The following is a 17,143-nucleotide window of genomic DNA, read 5'->3' as shown; positions in this document are numbered from 1 at the left end:
GCCACCGTTTCCAGTGGTTATCCCCCTCCATCGGGCAGTTTCCCAGACATTACTCACCCGTCCGCCGCTCGTCACCCAGAGAGCAAGCTCTCCTGTGCTACCGCTCGACTTGCATGTGTTAGGCCTGCCGCCAGCGTTCAATCTGAGCCATGATCAAACTCTTCAATTAAAAGCTTGATTTGCTTCAACTCGTGAAGCGGTGCTCAAAGATTCACTAAATGAATTTTACTTCAGTAGTCACTCTTCAAGACTTGATATTTTTTTGCTGCCGAAGCAGCTGGATATCGTCTTGTGAGTGCCCACACAGATTGTCTGATAAATTGTTAAAGAGCATCGCCGGAGATAAAACTCATCGGCGCGGGCTGCGTATACTACGCTTTTCGCCCTGAGAGTCAAGCGTTTATTTCGCTTTCGTCTCACTGACTGGGTGGTGCGTCCTGCGCTTAAGCAGTCGTTGTTCCCGGTCAGTGGAGGCGCATTATAGGGAGTTCTCAGAAGGCCGCAACCCCTAATTTCAAAAAACTTTTCAAGCGCGGCTTTTTTCGACAAAACGCTGCACAAGGCAGCGTTTTCGTTACTTTTCGTACGGCAGCTGGCGGAATTCCTGGGCAAAGCGGTCTACTTCCTGCCAATTTGTGTATTCCACTTCTTTACTGCTATCCGTTTCCCCGCCGGTCATGCGCATAATAAATTGAATCATGATGCGGTCAAACCAGCGGTAGCGCGGATAACGCAATGCGCCGGCGAACACCGCACACTGCGTAGGCTGCCACGGCGAAGCAAGCAGGAACTTGCGCGTATAGCCATTAGTCTGCGGTGAACGCTTTTCCGGTTTCCGCGCCGTCAGGTTCACCGAGAAAAAAGCGCTCGGCAGTTGGTTCAAGCGCGCGGCGTGACTTTTAACAAACTTATCCAACGCCGGATGGAAATGACCGTAACGAATAGATGCACCGATCATGATGCGTTGATACTGATCAAGATCGACATTATCGGCCTGCAGCAAATCTATCACGTCACAGCTGAGCGTATCCTGCAGTTGGCTTGCTATATAAGAAGCAATAGCGCGTGTTTGTCCATCGCGACTCGAATACAGAATCAGTGCCTTCATGGCGTTACCCCTTATAGGATCATTCACGCCAGAACGTAGGCGTAAACAGAACGAGCAGAGTGAATACCTCCAGTCGGCCGAATAGCATGGTCAATACGAGTATCCATTTTGCCGGCGGTGGCATGGTGGTGAAGTTATCCGCAACCACCCCCAGTCCCGGTCCCAGGTTGTTCAATGTTGCAGTCACGGCGGCAAACGCCGAGAAGTCATCTACACCGGTGGCGATGATCGCCAGCATACTGATGATAAACACCAGAGCATAAGCCGAGAAAAAGCCCCATACGGCTTCCAGGATACGCTCCGGCAGTGCGCGGTTGCCAAGTTTGATCGTGTAGACAGCATTGGGGTGCACCAGCCTTTTCAGTTCACGCGACCCTTGCAGATACAGCAGCAAAATACGGATCACTTTCAGACCGCCGCCGGTCGAACCGGCACAGCCGCCGATGAAGGCCGAGCACAGCAACAACATCGGCAAAAACAGCGGCCACTTGGCGATACTGTCGGTAGTGAAGCCGGCCGTGGTTGCCATTGATACCACCTGGAAGAAAGCCTGATTGACGGTTTCCAGCCCAGATTGATAAACACCATGCCACCAGAGTATCACCGTGCAAACCACCACCAGCGTGAGCTGCACAAAAATGAACATGCGAAACTCCGGGTCGCGCCAGTAAACCTTTAGGTTTCGGCCACTCAACAAGGCAAAGTGCAAACCGTAGTTACATCCTGATATCAGCAGGAACACCGCAATAATGGTATTGATGGTAGGACTGGCGTAATAACCGATGCTGGCGTCATGGGTGGAAAACCCGCCAATGGCGATGGTCGAAAAACTGTGGCCGATCGCGTCGAATACCGACATGCCCGCGCCCCACAATGCCAAAGCGCAAGCGATGGTCAACAGTACGTAAATCAGCCACAAGGTCTTCGCCGTTTCGGCAATACGTGGCCGCATCTTGTTGTCTTTCAACGGGCCGGGCATTTCGGCCCGGTAAAGCTGCATGCCACCGACGCCGAGAATCGGCAAAATGGCCACGGCCAGCACGATGATCCCCATCCCCCCCATCCATTGCAGCATCTGACGATAAAATAAAATCGCCTTTGGCAAAGAATCCAGGCCGACCAAGGTAGTCGCGCCGGTGGTGGTCAAGCCGGAGAATGACTCGAAGAAAGCATCGGTAAGGGAAAGGTTGGGCCGTTCGGAAAACAGGAAAGGCAATGCCCCTACGCTACCCAGCACCGTCCAGAACAGGACGACAATTAAAAAACCCTCGCGGGGTTTCAATTCGTTTTTCTGTTTCCGGTTTGGCCACCAGAGCATCAGCCCGATGGTCACCGCCACAAAGAAGGTCTGTGTAAACGCCCGCCCGGCCCCGTCACGGTAAATCAACGCCACCAAACCAGGGATAAACATCGTCCCCGAGAATAAGATGACCAGCAAACCAACGATACGGGTTATGGCGCGAAAATGCATTTCAGCACGATCCTTAGCAATTCAGTTGGGGGGATTATTGCGAAATAGGGGCTAATTGCAAATTACCGCGACTCAGATCACGTAATTTATTGCCGAACGCCTCGACGCCGGTTGCCGGCAACGCCAGGCGCAACGATACCTGCGCGCCATACTCCCCGTGCACAATCTGCCCTTCCATTTGCTGCAACAAATTTTCAACCAGCGCCAACTGCCCATAGTCACACAGCAAAGTATATTCCAACTGCGGTACTTTGCTGATCAACGTCAGTTGCTTCAACGCCTGCTGCACGCCATTGCCATAGGCTTTAACCAAACCGCCGGTACCCAGTTTGATACCACCGTAATAGCGCACCACTACCGCGGTGACTTCGCCAATACCGCTACCCATCAGTTGGGCCAGGATGGGTTTGCCAGCCGTACCGGACGGCTCGCCATCATCGGAAAAACCCAATTGCTGCGAATCAGTCGGCGCACCGGCAACAAAAGCCCAGCAATGATGCCGGGCCGTGGGATGTTCTTCCCGGACCTGTTGAATAAATGCCTTAGCCGCATCTATTCCACAGGTCGGCGCCAAAAAGGTAATGAAGCGGCTCTTTTTTATTTCTTCATTCACACTGATGACGGCCGCAGGGATCGGGTAAGCGTGCATCAGGCCAGATTAAGATCGCGCGTCATGTTTTCTACGCGTTTTTCGTGAATGATGATGTTGTCTTCAATACGAATGCCGCCGTAAGGCTTCAGCGCTTCGATACGTTCCCAGGCAAAGTGCTTGCCGAATTCACCGCCGCGCCACGGTGCCAACAGCGATTCAATAAAGTACAACCCCGGTTCGATGGTCAACACCATGCCCGGTTGCAGTACACGCGTACAACGCAGGAAGGGATACTTGCTCGGCGCAGCCAGATGTGTGCCGTTTTCATCCTGCATAAAGCCTGCGGCGTCATGCACCTGCAAACCCAGTGGATGACCCAGACCATGCGGTAGGAATGGGCAGGTAATACCATGCTCCACCATAGCCTCTTCACTGATGTCATTCACCAGTTGGTGCTTCTTCAAAAGCTTGGCAATACGCTGATGCATCTGCACATGATAGTCCGTGTAACGCACGCCGGGTTTGAGGGTTTCAATCAACGCCAGTTGCTCGTCGTTGAGATCTTTTACCAACTGGGCAAAATCACTGCCGCTCTGCGCCGCATAAGTACGCGTCAAATCGGCCGCATAGCCATTGTATTCGGCACCGGCGTCGATCAGGAAACTGCGCATCTCGGCCGGAGGCTGGTGATCCAGCTTGGTATAGTGCAGTACGGAAGCATGTTCATTGAGCGCAACAATATTGTCGTAAGGCACATCGGTATCGCGATGCCCCGTAGCGGTCAGATAGGCCAGATTGATGTCAAATTCGCTCATGCCGGAGAGAAATGCTTCATGCGCCGCACGGTGACCCATTACCGCAGTCTTCTGCGCTTCACGCATGCATGCCTGCTCATAACCGGTTTTGATCGAACGGTGAAAATCGAGGTAATTCAATACCGCCTGCGGATTGATGTTCTCTGCGCTGATGCCCAAATCTCGTGCACGTTGCGGCGCATAACCAATGTACCCCACCCTCTCACGCTGTGGTGGCAGCAGTTGAGCAATATCATTGGCATTGGCCAACGGCATCAGTTCGATCGCCTTGGTCCAGAAACTGTCTGGCAGCGCTTCTACGCTATGCCAGTAATCTACTGGCGAATAGAACCACAGCTTCGGTCTGTTGACGCCGTCGACCCACAACCAACAGTTCGGCACTGAGGTTACCGGTACCCAGGCCTTGAAATGTGCATTAACTTTAAACGGGTAATGATGGTCATCTTGAAATACCCGTTGCAGTTCGCCGGAATGAATCAGCAACGCATCCAGATTATTACGCGCCAACAGTTCCTGCGCGCGTCGTTGCAGTTCAGCCAGGTGGTCATTATACAAAGAAGCCAGCGTTTCCATCACAGTACCCTTATGCCCTCGAGATCGGAATGCGCCATCTTAACACACTGATTCTGCGCTCCAACCCTCCCCCGTCAGGCATGCGAAACGCTTCGCAAACTAACCTAACCGTGGTGAAACCCACGGGTAAACCTGCCAAACGAATGAAATCTAATAAACATATAAATCAGTAATTTAATTTAACCGGCTGTGATCGACGCTGCAAAAACGCAATGTTCCATTTGCATATTGTTAACATAAAAACCACACTCAGCCTCATCTGGTCATACCAGATCACATGCGCTGATTCAGGAGATAGACATGCTCTACCAAGGCGAAACCTTACAACTGCACTGGCTCGATAACGGCATCGCCGAGCTGGTGTTCGATGCCCCCGGTTCAGTCAACAAACTGGACACCCGCACCGTGGCGGCGCTGGGCGAAGCGCTCGCGGTGCTGGAAAAGCAAACGGCGCTGAAAGGTCTGCTGCTGCGCTCCAATAAAGCCGCATTTATTGTTGGTGCCGACATCACCGAATTCCTGTCACTGTTTGCCGCACCGGCAGAAAAGCTGGAGCAATGGCTGAATTTTGCCAACGCCATCTTTAACCGTCTGGAAGATTTGCCGGTACCGACCATTTCGGCCATCAATGGCTATGCGCTGGGCGGTGGCTGCGAATGCGTATTGGCGACGGATTTCCGCGTAGCGTCGCCAGATGCGCGCATCGGCCTGCCGGAAACCCGGCTGGGCATCATGCCGGGCTTTGGCGGCTCCGTGCGCCTGCCACGACTGCTGGGTAATGACAGTGCGCTGGAAATTATTGCCGCCGGTAAAGACATCAGCGCCAAAGATGCGCTGAAAGTCGGCCTGGTGGATGCCGTCGTCGCACCTGATAAACTGGCAGACGCGGCGCTGAAGATGTTGCAACAGGCGATAGACGGTCAGCTCGACTGGCGTGCCTACCGCCGACCTAAACTTGAGCCGTTGAAATTGAGTCCAATAGAAGCCGCGATGAGTTTCACCACCGCCAAGGGTATGGTGCTGCAAACCGCCGGCAAGCATTATCCCGCACCAATGACTGCGGTAAAAACCATCGAAGCCGCAGCCAGGATGGGGCGCAACGAGGCACTGAAACTGGAAACCGCCAGCTTTGTGCCATTGGCGCGATCCAACGAGGCACGCGCACTGGTTGGCATCTTCCTGAACGATCAGTTCATTAAAAGCCAGGCGAAAAAACTGGCCAACAAACAGGAAGCACCGAAGCAGGCAGCAGTACTTGGCGCCGGTATCATGGGCGGTGGCATTGCCTATCAGTCCGCGCTGAAAGGCGTGCCGGTGATCATGAAGGATATTAATGAGAAATCATTGACGCTCGGCATGAGCGAAGCGGCCAAGCTGCTGAACAAACAGCTGGAACGCGGCAAGCTGGACGGCATGAAGATGGCCGGCGTACTGGCGACCATTCAGCCGACGCTGGACTATGCCGGGATCGAGCGGGCGCAGGTGATTGTCGAAGCCGTGGTAGAAAACCCGAAGGTCAAGGCTGCCGTGCTGTCAGAAGTGGAAGGCCTGATTGGCGAACAGACCGTGCTGGCCTCCAATACCTCAACCATTCCGATTAACGAATTGGCCAAATCGCTCAAGCGACCGCAGAACTTCTGCGGTATGCATTTCTTTAACCCGGTGCATCGCATGCCATTGGTCGAAATCATTCGCGGCGAGCACACCAGCGACAGCACCATCGCTGCGGTGGTGTCTTACGCTTCGCGCATGGGCAAAACGCCGATTGTGGTTAACGACTGCCCAGGATTCTTTGTTAACCGCGTGCTATTCCCATACTTTGCCGGCTTTAGCCTGCTGCTGCGTGACGGTGCGGACTTCCGCACGGTTGATAAAGTGATGGAGAAGCAGTTCGGTTGGCCAATGGGCCCGGCGTATCTGCTTGACGTGGTGGGTATCGATACCGCGCATCATGCCCAGGCGGTGATGGCCGCCGGATTCCCGGAACGTATGTCGAAAAACTACCGCGACGCGGTGGACGTCATGTTCGACAATCAGCGTTTCGGCCAGAAAAACCAGTTGGGCTTCTACCGGTACAGTCAGGACAACAAAGGCAAGCCACGTAAAGACAACGACGAGCAAACGGATGTATTGCTGGCCGAGGTCAGCCAGCCGCATCAGAACATCAGCGGCGAAGAAATCATTGCCCGCATGATGATCCCGATGATCAACGAAGTGGTGCGCTGCCTTGAGGAAGGCATCGTCGCCAGCCCGGCCGAAGCGGATATGGCGCTGGTATATGGCATCGGCTTCCCGCCGTTCCACGGCGGCGTCTTCCGCTATCTGGATACCCTAGGCAGCGCCAATTACCTGGATATGGCGCAACGTTACGCCCATCTGGGCGCACTGTATGAAGTCCCGGCTGGCTTGCGCGCCAAAGCCGAACGTAATGAAAGCTACTACCCGGTGGCAGAACCACTCACCGATGTCGCCACTGGCCAACCGGCATGAGGTCGTAAAGATGGAAAATGTAGTGATTGTTGATGCCGTTCGCACGCCGATGGGCCGTTCCAAAGGCGGGGCTTTCCGGCAGGTTCGCGCAGAAGATCTGTCTGCCCACCTGATGCGTGCCGTGCTGAGCCGCAACCCGGCGCTGGACGCCACGGCCATTGATGACATTTATTGGGGCTGCGTACAGCAAACCCTGGAACAGGGATTCAACATTGCCCGTAACGCCGCATTACTGGCAGAAATCCCACATACCGTGCCGGCGGTAACGGTCAACCGCCTGTGCGGTTCCTCCATGCAGGCGCTGCATGATGCCGCACGTGCCATTATGGTCGGCGACGCGCATGTCAGCCTGATTGGCGGCGTGGAACACATGGGCCACGTGCCGATGAACCACGGCGTGGATTTTCACCCTGGACTGAGCCGTTCGGTAGCGAAAGCCGCCGGCATGATGGGGCTGACCGCCGAAATGCTGGCCAAGATGCATAATATCAGCCGTCAAATGCAGGATGAGTTTGCCGCCCGTTCGCATCAGCGCGCCTATGCGGCAACCCAGTCCGGTTACTTTAAGGCGGAAATCATCGCCACCACCGGTCACGATGCCGATGGTGTGCTGACCCGCTATGACTATGACGAAGTGATCCGCCCCGAAACGACCGTCGAAAGCCTGTCCGCGCTGCGCCCGGCCTTTGATCCGGTCAACGGTACGGTTACCGCCGGTACGTCGTCAGCCTTGTCCGACGGTGCATCCGCCATGCTGTTAATGAGCGAATCACGCGCCAACGCGCTCGGCCTGAAAGCACGGGCACGTATCCGCTCGATGGCGGTGGTCGGCTGCGATCCGTCCATCATGGGTTACGGCCCGGTACCTGCCAGCAAACTGGCGCTAAAGCGGGCCGGTCTGAACGTACAGGACATTGGGCTGTTCGAACTGAACGAAGCCTTTGCCGCTCAGTCATTACCCTGTATCAAGGATCTGGGACTGCTGGACAGTCTCGACGACAAGGTCAATCTGAACGGCGGCGCCATCGCCCTCGGTCACCCATTGGGCTGCTCCGGATCGCGCATTTCCACCACCCTGCTGAACCTGATGGAGCGCCGGGACGTGCAGTTTGGTCTGGCGACCATGTGCATCGGCCTGGGCCAGGGGATCGCCACGGTATTTGAACGCGTCTAGCTGTGTCTATCTTCGACCATCCCGGCAGCCAATGCCGGGTCGTCGCGCACGTTTTGTTGCCGTACTTCCCGCCTGTCAGGGGCGGGTTTTTTTATGCCTGCCGTTTGCCGCAGGCAAAAAAATAGGGCGGCACCGGGCCACCCTGCTGATACATTGCACGTCGATCAGATAAACGAAAAAGCATCGCCGAACATACGCGCTTCTTGTGCACCGCGTTCAGCACAAAAACGTTCACGGGCAATCTTCGCCATTTCAAACCGACCGGCAATATAAATATCATGCTCCGCCAGCGAACCGAAATCCTGTAATACCGCACTCAGCACGGTACCGCTGCGGCCACGCCACTCGACTTCCGGCTGTTCGACCACCGGGATAACGTTCAGATTGGGGTGTCGCAACGACAGCGCTTCCAGTTCGCTCAGATCGTACAGGTGCTTCAGTTCGCGCCCTCCCCAATAGATGGAAACCTCGCGATTGGGCTGCTGTTCCAGCGCGGTTAGCAAAATCGAACGCGCATAGGAAAAACCGGTACCGCCGGCAATCAACACCAGAGGACGGCTGCCGTCTTCGCGCAGCCAGGCATCGCCGTGCGGAATGTCCACGCTAATCGCCTGCTCTTTCAGGATGCGATCCATCACCGCCATGGCATAAAGATTCAGTTCTGATGCGCCGATGTGCAGCTCGATATAATCCTGCTGCATCGGAGTTGAGGCCAGCGAAAACGGACGCTTGTCACGCTCGTCCATCACCACCATCAGATATTGTCCTGCCTTGAATGAAAACGGCGCTTCCGGCACCAGACGTACCCGATAAACGGTATCGGTAATGGCCTCTACCGAGGTCACTGTACAGCTCAATATTGTCATGCGTTCCCTCTGTCGGGTCATCTATGCAAAACTGAGAACAAAGCCTGACATCTCCAACATAGTTGCAGCCGCATCCTGGTTGGCTTGCCCGCAACTCCAGCCGCCTACTGAGCAAGCGGTCAGGAAAGAGTTGCGTTACCGCCGCAATGCCACTCCAATTACGTTGGCTAGATTATAATGTCGGTTCTCTGTCACTGAAAATGGCGAGCTCGTCCCAGATTTGATCGACGCGCGCACGCACCTTTTCATCCATCTGGATCGGACGGCCCCACTCACGCTGGGTTTCACCCGGCCATTTATTGGTGGCATCCAGCCCCATCTTCGACCCCAGCCCGGAAACCGGTGAGGCGAAGTCCAGATAATCGATTGGCGTATTCTCCACCATCACGGTATCCCTTGCCGGATCCATCCGTGTGGTGATCGCCCAAATCACGTCATTCCAGTCACGCGCATTGACGTCGTCGTCGCAGATGATGACAAACTTGGTATACATAAACTGACGCAGGAACGACCAGACCCCCATCATCACGCGTTTGGCGTGACCGGGATACTGTTTCTTGATGGTCACCACTGCCAGGCGGTATGAACAGCCTTCCGGCGGCAAATAGAAGTCGACGATTTCAGGGAACTGCTTTTGCAGGATAGGCACGAACACTTCGTTCAGCGCCACCCCCATTACCGCCGGCTCGTCCGGTGGACGACCAGTGTAAGTCGAATGATAAATAGCATCACGGCGTTGGGTGATATGAGTGACGGTGAACACCGGGAAATGGTCAATTTCGTTGTAGTAGCCGGTATGGTCGCCGTACGGGCCTTCAGGCGCCATCTCGCCCGGCTCGATATAGCCTTCCAGCACGATTTCCGCACTGGCAGGGACTTCGAGATCATTGGAGATGCACTTGACCACCTCGGTCTTGTTACCGCGCAGCAGCCCGGCGAAGGCGTATTCGGACAGGTTGTCCGGCACCGGCGTCACCGCACCAAGAATGGTGGCCGGATCGGCTCCCAGCGCCACTGCCACCGGGAAACGCTCACCGGGATGCGCCTGACACCATTCCAGATAATCCAACGCGCCGCCGCGATGCGACAGCCAGCGCATGATGACCTTGTTCTTGCCCAGCACCTGCTGACGATAGATGCCAAGGTTTTGGCGTTCCTTGTGCGGGCCGCGAGTAACGGTCAGACCCCAGGTGATGAGCGGCGCGGCGTCTTCCGGCCAGCAGTGCATCACCGGAATGCGGCCGAGATCGACGTCGTCTCCTTGCCACACCTGTTCCTGACAGGGTGCGGAACCCAACACTTTGGTCGGCATATTCAGCACTTGTTTAAACTTCGGCATCTTGTCGAACAGATCGCGGAAGCCTTTCGGTGGCTCTGGCTCTTTCAGGAAAGCCAGTAACTTGCCCACGTCACGCAGTGCGCTGACGTCTTCCTGGCCCATGCCCATCGCCACGCGATTGGCGGTGCCGAACAGATTGCACAGCACCGGCATGTCGTAACCTTTCGGGTTTTCAAACAGCAGCGCCGGGCCGCCCGCACGCAGCGTACGATCGGCAATTTCTGTCATTTCCAGATAGGGATCGATCGGCTGGCTGATGCGTTTTAGTTCCCCTCTCTTTTCCAGCAACGAGAGGAAATCGCGTAAGTCACGGTATTTCATGCTGATCATTATAACGGCCAGTGAGGAGGGCATTATAAGCCCTCTTCACGGTTGTTGCTGCAATTTTGTTAAACAAAGGGCGATGCTTCAACACTCTGTCAGTGACAATCAAACGACACCAGCGGGCGCAATGCCAGCGTATCGTGATATTCCTGCGGCTCCTGCCCATGGCGGAAAACTTTGAACCCCTGCTCGCGCGCGCTGAAATAATGCAGATCGTTGCCGCTGACTCGCAGCAAACTGCCCTCACGCAACGCCACCACCGACTCACTCGGATTCACCGCACAGAACTCCGCCAAACGTTCATCACGCGTTTCTCCCATATGACCGCTGATATGCGCGTCAATATAGTGCGGGTTGATTTGCAGCGGAAACAGTCCCAGCGCCGGCAGCACCACGCTGTTGCGCACCGGCATATCATTGGTGGTACGAATACTTGGCGTCGCCACATTACAACCAGCGCTCCAGCCGACATAGGGCACATTGCGCTCACGTACCGCACGCTGGATAGGCACGATCAGCCCCTGCTCATGCAGTTGCTGGTTCAGCATCCAGGTATTACCGCCGCTGATCAGAATGCATTCAGCCTGTTCGATAGCCGCTGCCGGTGACGCCGCGTGATGAATGCTGCTGACCGTAATGCCCAGCGTTTGCGCCAATTCCTCAGCCCTTTGATCGTAATCACTGCGGATAAGCGCGTAGGGAATCAACAGCGCTGAAGTGATGTTGCGGCGCTCAATCATCGCCCGCAACTGAGGCCTGGCATACCCCAACAGCTCGGATTCACCTGAAAGTTTGCCGTTACTCAGCAGAAATAGCTCCATTCTTCTCCCTCGGTCGTAAAATGATGAATAGCGTCACATAGGCAACAGCGCCAGCTTGCCATACTGTCACGGTAACAAATTTTTAGCCCCCTGTTATACCCGAGCAGATTGGCAAAGAGTGTGACAAGGCGCAAAAGCTGCCGATTCAAACAGATAGACACGCATAGCGCGCTACTTCGCTTCACTAGGTATCCGTAATAGCTTTTGTTATGCTTACCTGCTGACAGAAAGGCATGTGAAATTATGGAATCTTGGTATCTATTGTATTGCAAACGCGGCCAGCTGTTGCGGGCGCAGGAACATTTGGAACGGCAGGCGGTGAACTGCCTAAGCCCAATCATAACGCTGGAAAAAATCGTGCGCGGCAAACGTACCGCGGTCAGCGAGCCCCTGTTCCCCAATTACCTGTTTGTGGAATTTGACCCTGAGCGCATCCATACCACCACTATCAGCGCCACTCGCGGCGTCAGCCACTTTGTGCGTTTCGGCTCGCTGCCGACGATGATCCCACTCAAGGTGATAGAAGAACTGCGAGCGCATACCAGCAATAGCTATGTCGATCCGGAAACGCCACAGCCAGGCGATACCGTGCTGATTACCGACGGCGTGTTCGAAGGCCTGCAAGCGATTTACACCGAACCCGACGGTGAAGCTCGCTCGATGCTACTGCTTAACCTGATCAATAAGCAGGTCACACAAAGCCTGGATAATCGCCAGTTCGAAAAACTGTAAACGTATCGGGCGTGGTTCATGCCCGATAGCGGCTTACTCACGACAGTTGGAATATGCGGCGCGCATTTTGATCGGTTATCAGCCCCAACCTCTGGGGATCTTCCTGCCGCCAGGCAGCGACCTGCCGGACAAGATGAGGCAAAAAACCCGGTTCGTTGCGGCGAGATGCCGGTTTGGGATGTAAATCCCGCGGCAGCAGATAGGGGGCATCGGTTTCCAACAGCAAACGGTCTACCGGGATCTGCGGTAATAATGCCCGCAACGCCAACCCACGCCGCTCATCGCATACCCAGCCGGTAATACCGACGGACAAACCGAGAGCCAAACAGTCCGTTAACTCTTCTGCCGTACCGGTAAAACAATGCACGACGGCGGCGGGCAATTTTTCCAGCCATGGCGACAGCAGTGCAACAAATCGCGAGTGCGCTTCGCGGCAATGCAGAAACACCGGCATCTGCAAATCAGCGGCTAACGCCAACTGTGCGCTGAATGCCGCTTCCTGTTGATCGGGAGTGGAAAAGTTTCGATTGAAATCCAACCCACATTCACCGATTGCCACCACTTCTGGCCTGCCGGCCAATGCCCGTAACTGCTCGGCGGCCTGCGCATTCCATTCACTGGCATGGTGAGGATGCACGCCAGCGGTGGACCAGCAATAATCGCGATAATCTTGCGCCAGCTCGCTGGCTGCCTGACTGTCCTGCACGCTGGTGCCGGTTATCAACATACCGGTTACGCCAGCCTGACGCGCACGATCCACTACCTGCGCACCATCTTTGGCAAATTGGGAACTGGTCAGGTTAACGCCAATATCAAACATGTTTTTTCCAATGCAAGAACCGCCCAATCAGGGCGGTTCAGAGAAACAGATCAAGGTACCGGGTGCTCATCACCCTCGTCTTCTTCTTCCGGCTGTGGCCTGCGTTTGCCAACGTAGAACCTGGCGCAGAACACCCCGACTTCAAACAACAGGTACATCGGGATCGCCAACAGGGTTTGCGAGAATACGTCAGGCGGCGTCAGCAGCATCCCCACCACAAAAGCCCCGACCAACACGTAAGGCCGCTTCTTGCGCAGATCCTCCGGCGTGGTGACACCACTCCAGCAAAGTAGAATGATTGCCACCGGCACTTCAAACGCCACGCCAAACGCCATAAACAGCGCCATAACGAAGTCAAGATAGTTGTTGATATCGGTAGCAATCAGTACGCCAACCGGTGCGGTTTTGGCAAAAAAACCAAACGCCAGCGGGAACACGATGAAATAGGCAAACGCCATGCCCAAATAGAACAGTAGGCTGCTGGAAAACAGCAGCGGCATCATCAGGCGACGTTCGTGCTTATACAGCGCCGGGGCGATAAATGCCCAAACCTGATACAGAATGACCGGGGCAGAAACGAACACCGAAACAATCATCGTCAGTTTGATCGGCGTAAAGAAAGGCGAGGCCACATCGGTGGCTATCATACTGGCACCAGCGGGTAACTGCTTGATTAACGGTGCAGAAACCAGCTGGTAAATGTCATTGGCAAAGAACACCAATGCGATAAAAATCACCAGTACGCTGATAATCGAGTTCAACAGGCGCTTACGCAGTTCAATCAGATGACTGATAAGCGGCTGGGTTTCTTCAACAGCCATGTTTTAACGATCGCCATTAGGTTGGTGAGACGCAGGGGTTTTACCCGCAACAGGTTCGATGCTGGCCTTGGTCGCGTTTTCGGTTGCAGACAGCGACTCAGAGGGGGCTACCGGCGGCGAATTCTCCACCGTCTTAGGCGTAGTAGCCGGAGCCGTCACGCTGCTTGCTGCATCTGCCGGAGTCACGCCGTCATGTAGCGCCTCAGGCTCGGTAACCAAAGGGTTATGAATTGTCGGTGCAGGGTTATCGCCATTGTCGGTATACGAGCGTTTCAGCGATTCAGCCGCATCTTTCAATTCATCCATCGATGCCTTCAGCTCTGGCGTCAGATTCTGCAAGCCGGCCTGCTCGGCCTTTTTCAAACTGTCCTGCAGTTCTTGCAGTTTCAGTTCTTGAGACAGTTCGTTTTGCACCGACGCGGCCAGCGAACGCAGCGCGCGGATCCAGCCCGCAACCGTTCTAACCGCGACTGGCAATCGTTCCGGCCCAAGCACCACCAAACCGATTACCAATACCAGCAGCAGTTCACTAAACCCAATGTCAAACACGGTTTATACCTGCTCTTTGTTCTTCGACTCTTCAGTTTTCGCTTCCGGCTGCTTATCGGTGATAGGCTTGGCCGTAAAGTCAGCATCGTGACTGTTTTTTTCAGTGGTGTTCGCTGGCGGTGTATTATCATCGCCAATCGCTTTTTTGAAGCCCTTGATTGATGCACCGAGATCGGACCCCAGAGTACGGAGTTTATTGGTACCGAACAGCAGCACCACGATCACCGCGATGATCAACAATTGCCAAATACTAATACCGCCCATTCCAATTACCTCTATCTTTACAGGGGTTATTTCACACTTGCCGCATTATACGGCAATTTTTAACCAGGTTACGAGCCCCCCAGCACCATTCTCGTTATACAGCTGCGCCGATAACATGGGCAAAGGCGAATATATTCAGCTCGCGCGTTTCCAACCCACTAGCCAGGCGACTATTCCGCCGGCCATCATCCAGGCCGGGAGCACTTCGGTGCCCCCCAACAGCAGCATCGTGCCACTCACTAACAGTGTAGCGCCAATGCCGAACAAATAACGTGACTGGCCTTGGCGAACGCGCTGCGCCTGCATTTGGTGAGTCAGCTTATCGACGCTTTGTTGCAACAGTTTGTGCTGTTGCAAACTATCATAAAATAATTCAGGTAATTCAGGCAGTTTCTCCGCCCAGAACGGAGCTTTTTCCTTCAGCGCGCGCACCACCGCGGGTATGCCGACCTGATCGCGCAGCCAGCTCTCGAGGAATGGCTTCGCCGTGGTCCACAGATCCAGTTGCGGGTAGAGCTGCCGGCCCAGACCTTCAACATACAACAAGGTCTTCTGCAATAACACCAGTTGCGGCTGGACTTCCATATTGAAACGGCGCGCGGTATTAAACAAGTTCAGTAATACGTTGCCGAAGGAGATTTCCGCCAGCGGCTTTTCGAAAATAGGCTCGCATACGGTGCGAATGGCAAACTCAAAGTCCTCGACGTTGGTATCACGCGGTACCCAGCCGGAATCAACATGCAATTCCGCCACCTTGCGATAATCCCGATTAAAGAAAGCAATAAAGTTTTCAGCGAGATAACGCTTGTCGTCTTTGTTCAGGGAACCGACGATGCCGCAGTCGATGCCGATATAGCATGGATCTTCCGGGTGTTCGTAGCTGACAAAAATGTTGCCCGGGTGCATGTCGGCATGGAAGAAGCTGTCACGGAACACCTGGGTAAAGAACACCTGAACACCACGTTCTGCCAGCAGCTTCATGTTGGTGCCCTGCTTCTCCAGCGTAGAGATATCGGAAACCGGTATGCCATAAATGCGCTCCATCACCAGCACACTTTCGCGACAGTAGTCCGAATAGACCTCCGGCACGTACAGCATCGGGCTGCCTTCAAAATTACGGCGCAGTTGGATGGCGTTCGCCGCTTCGCGTAGCAGATTCAGTTCGTCCAACAGGGTCTTTTCATATTCTCGCACCACTTCACGCGGGCGCAGACGGCGACCGTCCGGCAGCAGCTTTGGCACCCAGCCGGCCAAGCGGTACATCAGGCGTACATCAGCCTTGATAATCGGCCCAATATCGGGACGAATCACCTTAAGCACCACTTCCTGACCATTGCTTTTCAGACGCGCGGTATGCACCTGGGCAATGGAAGCGGAGGCCAGCGCCTGCTGGTCAAAATCATCAAACCATTGTTCCAGCGAGCCGCCCATCGCCAGTTCGATATGCTGTCGTGCCAACGCGCCATCAAACGGCGCCACCCGATCCTGCAACAGGGTCAATTGATCGGCAATGTGCGGCGGGAACAAATCGCGCCGCGTCGACATCATCTGGCCAAACTTGATCCATACCGGGCCAAGCTCTTGCAATGCCAGCCGTAAACGCTCGCCCAGTGGCTTGTCCTTGTGGCGGTTTGGCATCCAGAACAGCAGGCGGCGACCAATACGCAGCGGCAGCGTCAACCGTATCTTGGGGATCAGTTCATCCAGGCCATAGCTGAGAAAAACACGCACGATCAAATACAGGCGGCGTAGTTCGCCAGGGGTCATCGCTTACCCTCCAACTTGTCCATGCGGACTAATAGGGATTCAACATCGCGGCTCACCGCATCCACTTCCTCATTGAACCACACCACTTCCAAGGGACCTGGCGCCACGCGCCATTCTTCGGTCAACGTTTCCGCCACGTAATGCAGTTGGTTTTGCACTCCTGCTCTAAGCAGGCCGGCGCCCTTGCCGAGCACCTGGGAGATACCTTGCGCAGCAATGTCGCCGACGTAAGGAGCCAGCCATTCCGCCGGATCCCATTCAGCCAGATCGAGTAATCCCACCAGTTGCTGGACAACCTGTATATCGCCCTCGACAACCAGTTCGCCGCTGCGCATCAGCGGTGATAGTTGCTGACGATCGCGCAACTTCAGCAGCACCGGTATTTTGGTTTGTACCGTACAATCGGCGCTGTCTTCCGATTGGCCAAGCACATCCACCCGCTGCTCGCTGAAGATCAGCACCAGCGGCGAGGAAAACTCTTGCAGTTCGATACGCAGCACTTTACCGGCCAAACGCTGACGGGCCATCTTCATGCTACGATCGCGGAACAGCAGGCTGTTGAGTGTGGTTTCCAGTACGCCGGTCAGCAAAGGGGTTAACAGCATTGGCATGTCCAT

Annotated in this window: 16 protein-coding genes and 1 rRNA gene; 3 read left to right on the top strand and 14 right to left on the bottom strand. The window is 54.9% G+C overall.

Annotated elements, in window-relative coordinates:
* The 5 genes from NYE85_RS06225 to pepQ all read right to left on the bottom strand — a co-directional run.
* Window positions 1-169 (bottom strand): 16S ribosomal RNA (locus tag NYE85_RS06225); the annotation flags it as partial.
* Window positions 170-574: 405 nt separating this feature from the next.
* On the bottom strand, window positions 575-1,108 hold the full coding sequence (hemG, locus tag NYE85_RS06220; RefSeq protein WP_259003760.1) for a menaquinone-dependent protoporphyrinogen IX dehydrogenase: 534 nt from the start codon (window positions 1,106-1,108) through the stop codon (window positions 575-577).
* A gap of 19 nt (window positions 1,109-1,127) precedes the next feature.
* Window positions 1,128-2,579, bottom strand: a complete 1,452-nt coding sequence (trkH, locus tag NYE85_RS06215; protein ID WP_259003759.1) for a Trk system potassium transporter TrkH — start codon at window positions 2,577-2,579, stop codon at window positions 1,128-1,130.
* Window positions 2,580-2,613: 34 nt separating this feature from the next.
* A complete protein-coding gene (locus tag NYE85_RS06210; protein ID WP_259003758.1) occupies window positions 2,614-3,228 on the bottom strand; it encodes an IMPACT family protein in 615 nt (204 codons plus the stop codon).
* Window positions 3,228-4,559: a Xaa-Pro dipeptidase gene (gene pepQ / locus NYE85_RS06205; RefSeq protein WP_259003757.1), complete on the bottom strand. Its 1,332-nt coding sequence runs from the start codon at window positions 4,557-4,559 to the stop codon at window positions 3,228-3,230. The genes NYE85_RS06210 and pepQ overlap by 1 nt, the downstream gene beginning before the upstream one ends.
* Window positions 4,560-4,859: 300 nt before the next feature.
* Between pepQ and fadB the strand changes: the two genes are divergently transcribed.
* Window positions 4,860-7,049 (top strand): fatty acid oxidation complex subunit alpha FadB, encoded by a 2,190-nt coding sequence (gene fadB / locus NYE85_RS06200; RefSeq protein WP_259003756.1) that lies wholly within the window; start codon window positions 4,860-4,862, stop codon window positions 7,047-7,049.
* 10 nt (window positions 7,050-7,059) lie between these two features.
* A complete protein-coding gene (fadA, locus tag NYE85_RS06195) occupies window positions 7,060-8,223 on the top strand; it encodes an acetyl-CoA C-acyltransferase FadA (protein ID WP_259003755.1) in 1,164 nt (387 codons plus the stop codon).
* A gap of 164 nt (window positions 8,224-8,387) precedes the next feature.
* Here the strand turns inward: fadA and fre are convergent, their stop codons facing one another.
* From fre to pepE, 3 genes are all read right to left on the bottom strand, one after another.
* A complete protein-coding gene (gene fre / locus NYE85_RS06190) occupies window positions 8,388-9,089 on the bottom strand; it encodes an NAD(P)H-flavin reductase (RefSeq protein ID WP_259003754.1) in 702 nt (233 codons plus the stop codon).
* A gap of 172 nt (window positions 9,090-9,261) precedes the next feature.
* Window positions 9,262-10,758 carry a 4-hydroxy-3-polyprenylbenzoate decarboxylase gene (gene ubiD / locus NYE85_RS06185; protein WP_259003753.1) on the bottom strand — a complete coding sequence of 499 codons (1,497 nt, stop codon included), beginning with the start codon at window positions 10,756-10,758 and terminating at the stop codon, window positions 9,262-9,264.
* Window positions 10,759-10,847: 89 nt separating this feature from the next.
* Window positions 10,848-11,573: a dipeptidase PepE gene (gene pepE / locus NYE85_RS06180; RefSeq protein WP_259003752.1), complete on the bottom strand. Its 726-nt coding sequence runs from the start codon at window positions 11,571-11,573 to the stop codon at window positions 10,848-10,850.
* A gap of 243 nt (window positions 11,574-11,816) precedes the next feature.
* On the opposite strand from pepE, the gene rfaH reads away from it, so the two are divergent.
* The gene (gene rfaH / locus NYE85_RS06175) at window positions 11,817-12,305 is read left to right on the top strand and encodes a transcription/translation regulatory transformer protein RfaH (RefSeq protein WP_259003751.1); all 489 of its coding nucleotides are present in this window, start codon (window positions 11,817-11,819) and stop codon (window positions 12,303-12,305) included.
* Between the two features lie 37 nt (window positions 12,306-12,342).
* Here rfaH and tatD read toward each other — a convergent pair whose 3' ends face one another.
* The 6 genes from tatD to NYE85_RS06145 all read right to left on the bottom strand — a co-directional run bounded on the left by tatD (window position 12,343) and on the right by NYE85_RS06145 (window position 17,131).
* Window positions 12,343-13,125 (bottom strand): 3'-5' ssDNA/RNA exonuclease TatD, encoded by a 783-nt coding sequence (tatD, locus tag NYE85_RS06170; RefSeq protein ID WP_259003750.1) that lies wholly within the window; start codon window positions 13,123-13,125, stop codon window positions 12,343-12,345.
* A gap of 50 nt (window positions 13,126-13,175) precedes the next feature.
* Complete coding sequence (gene tatC, locus NYE85_RS06165; protein WP_004957672.1) at window positions 13,176-13,946, bottom strand: Sec-independent protein translocase subunit TatC; 771 nt, start codon at window positions 13,944-13,946, stop codon at window positions 13,176-13,178.
* Between the two features lie 3 nt (window positions 13,947-13,949).
* Window positions 13,950-14,495, bottom strand: coding sequence for a Sec-independent protein translocase protein TatB (tatB, locus tag NYE85_RS06160; RefSeq protein ID WP_259003749.1), 546 nt, complete (start codon window positions 14,493-14,495; stop codon window positions 13,950-13,952).
* Window positions 14,496-14,498: 3 nt separating this feature from the next.
* A complete protein-coding gene (gene tatA, locus NYE85_RS06155) occupies window positions 14,499-14,759 on the bottom strand; it encodes a Sec-independent protein translocase subunit TatA (protein ID WP_088499812.1) in 261 nt (86 codons plus the stop codon).
* Between the two features lie 135 nt (window positions 14,760-14,894).
* A complete protein-coding gene (gene ubiB / locus NYE85_RS06150) occupies window positions 14,895-16,526 on the bottom strand; it encodes a ubiquinone biosynthesis regulatory protein kinase UbiB (protein WP_259003748.1) in 1,632 nt (543 codons plus the stop codon).
* Window positions 16,523-17,131, bottom strand: coding sequence for an SCP2 domain-containing protein (locus tag NYE85_RS06145; RefSeq protein WP_259003747.1), 609 nt, complete (start codon window positions 17,129-17,131; stop codon window positions 16,523-16,525). The genes ubiB and NYE85_RS06145 overlap by 4 nt, the downstream gene beginning before the upstream one ends.
* Between the last annotated feature and the right edge of the window lie 12 nt (window positions 17,132-17,143).

Source organism: Serratia sp. AKBS12, from assembly GCF_024793895.1.
In the GTDB taxonomy this organism is placed as follows: domain Bacteria; phylum Pseudomonadota; class Gammaproteobacteria; order Enterobacterales; family Enterobacteriaceae; genus Serratia_F.
Note: the sequence above shows the minus strand (reverse complement) of the source record. Positions and strands in the feature narration are given on the sequence as shown.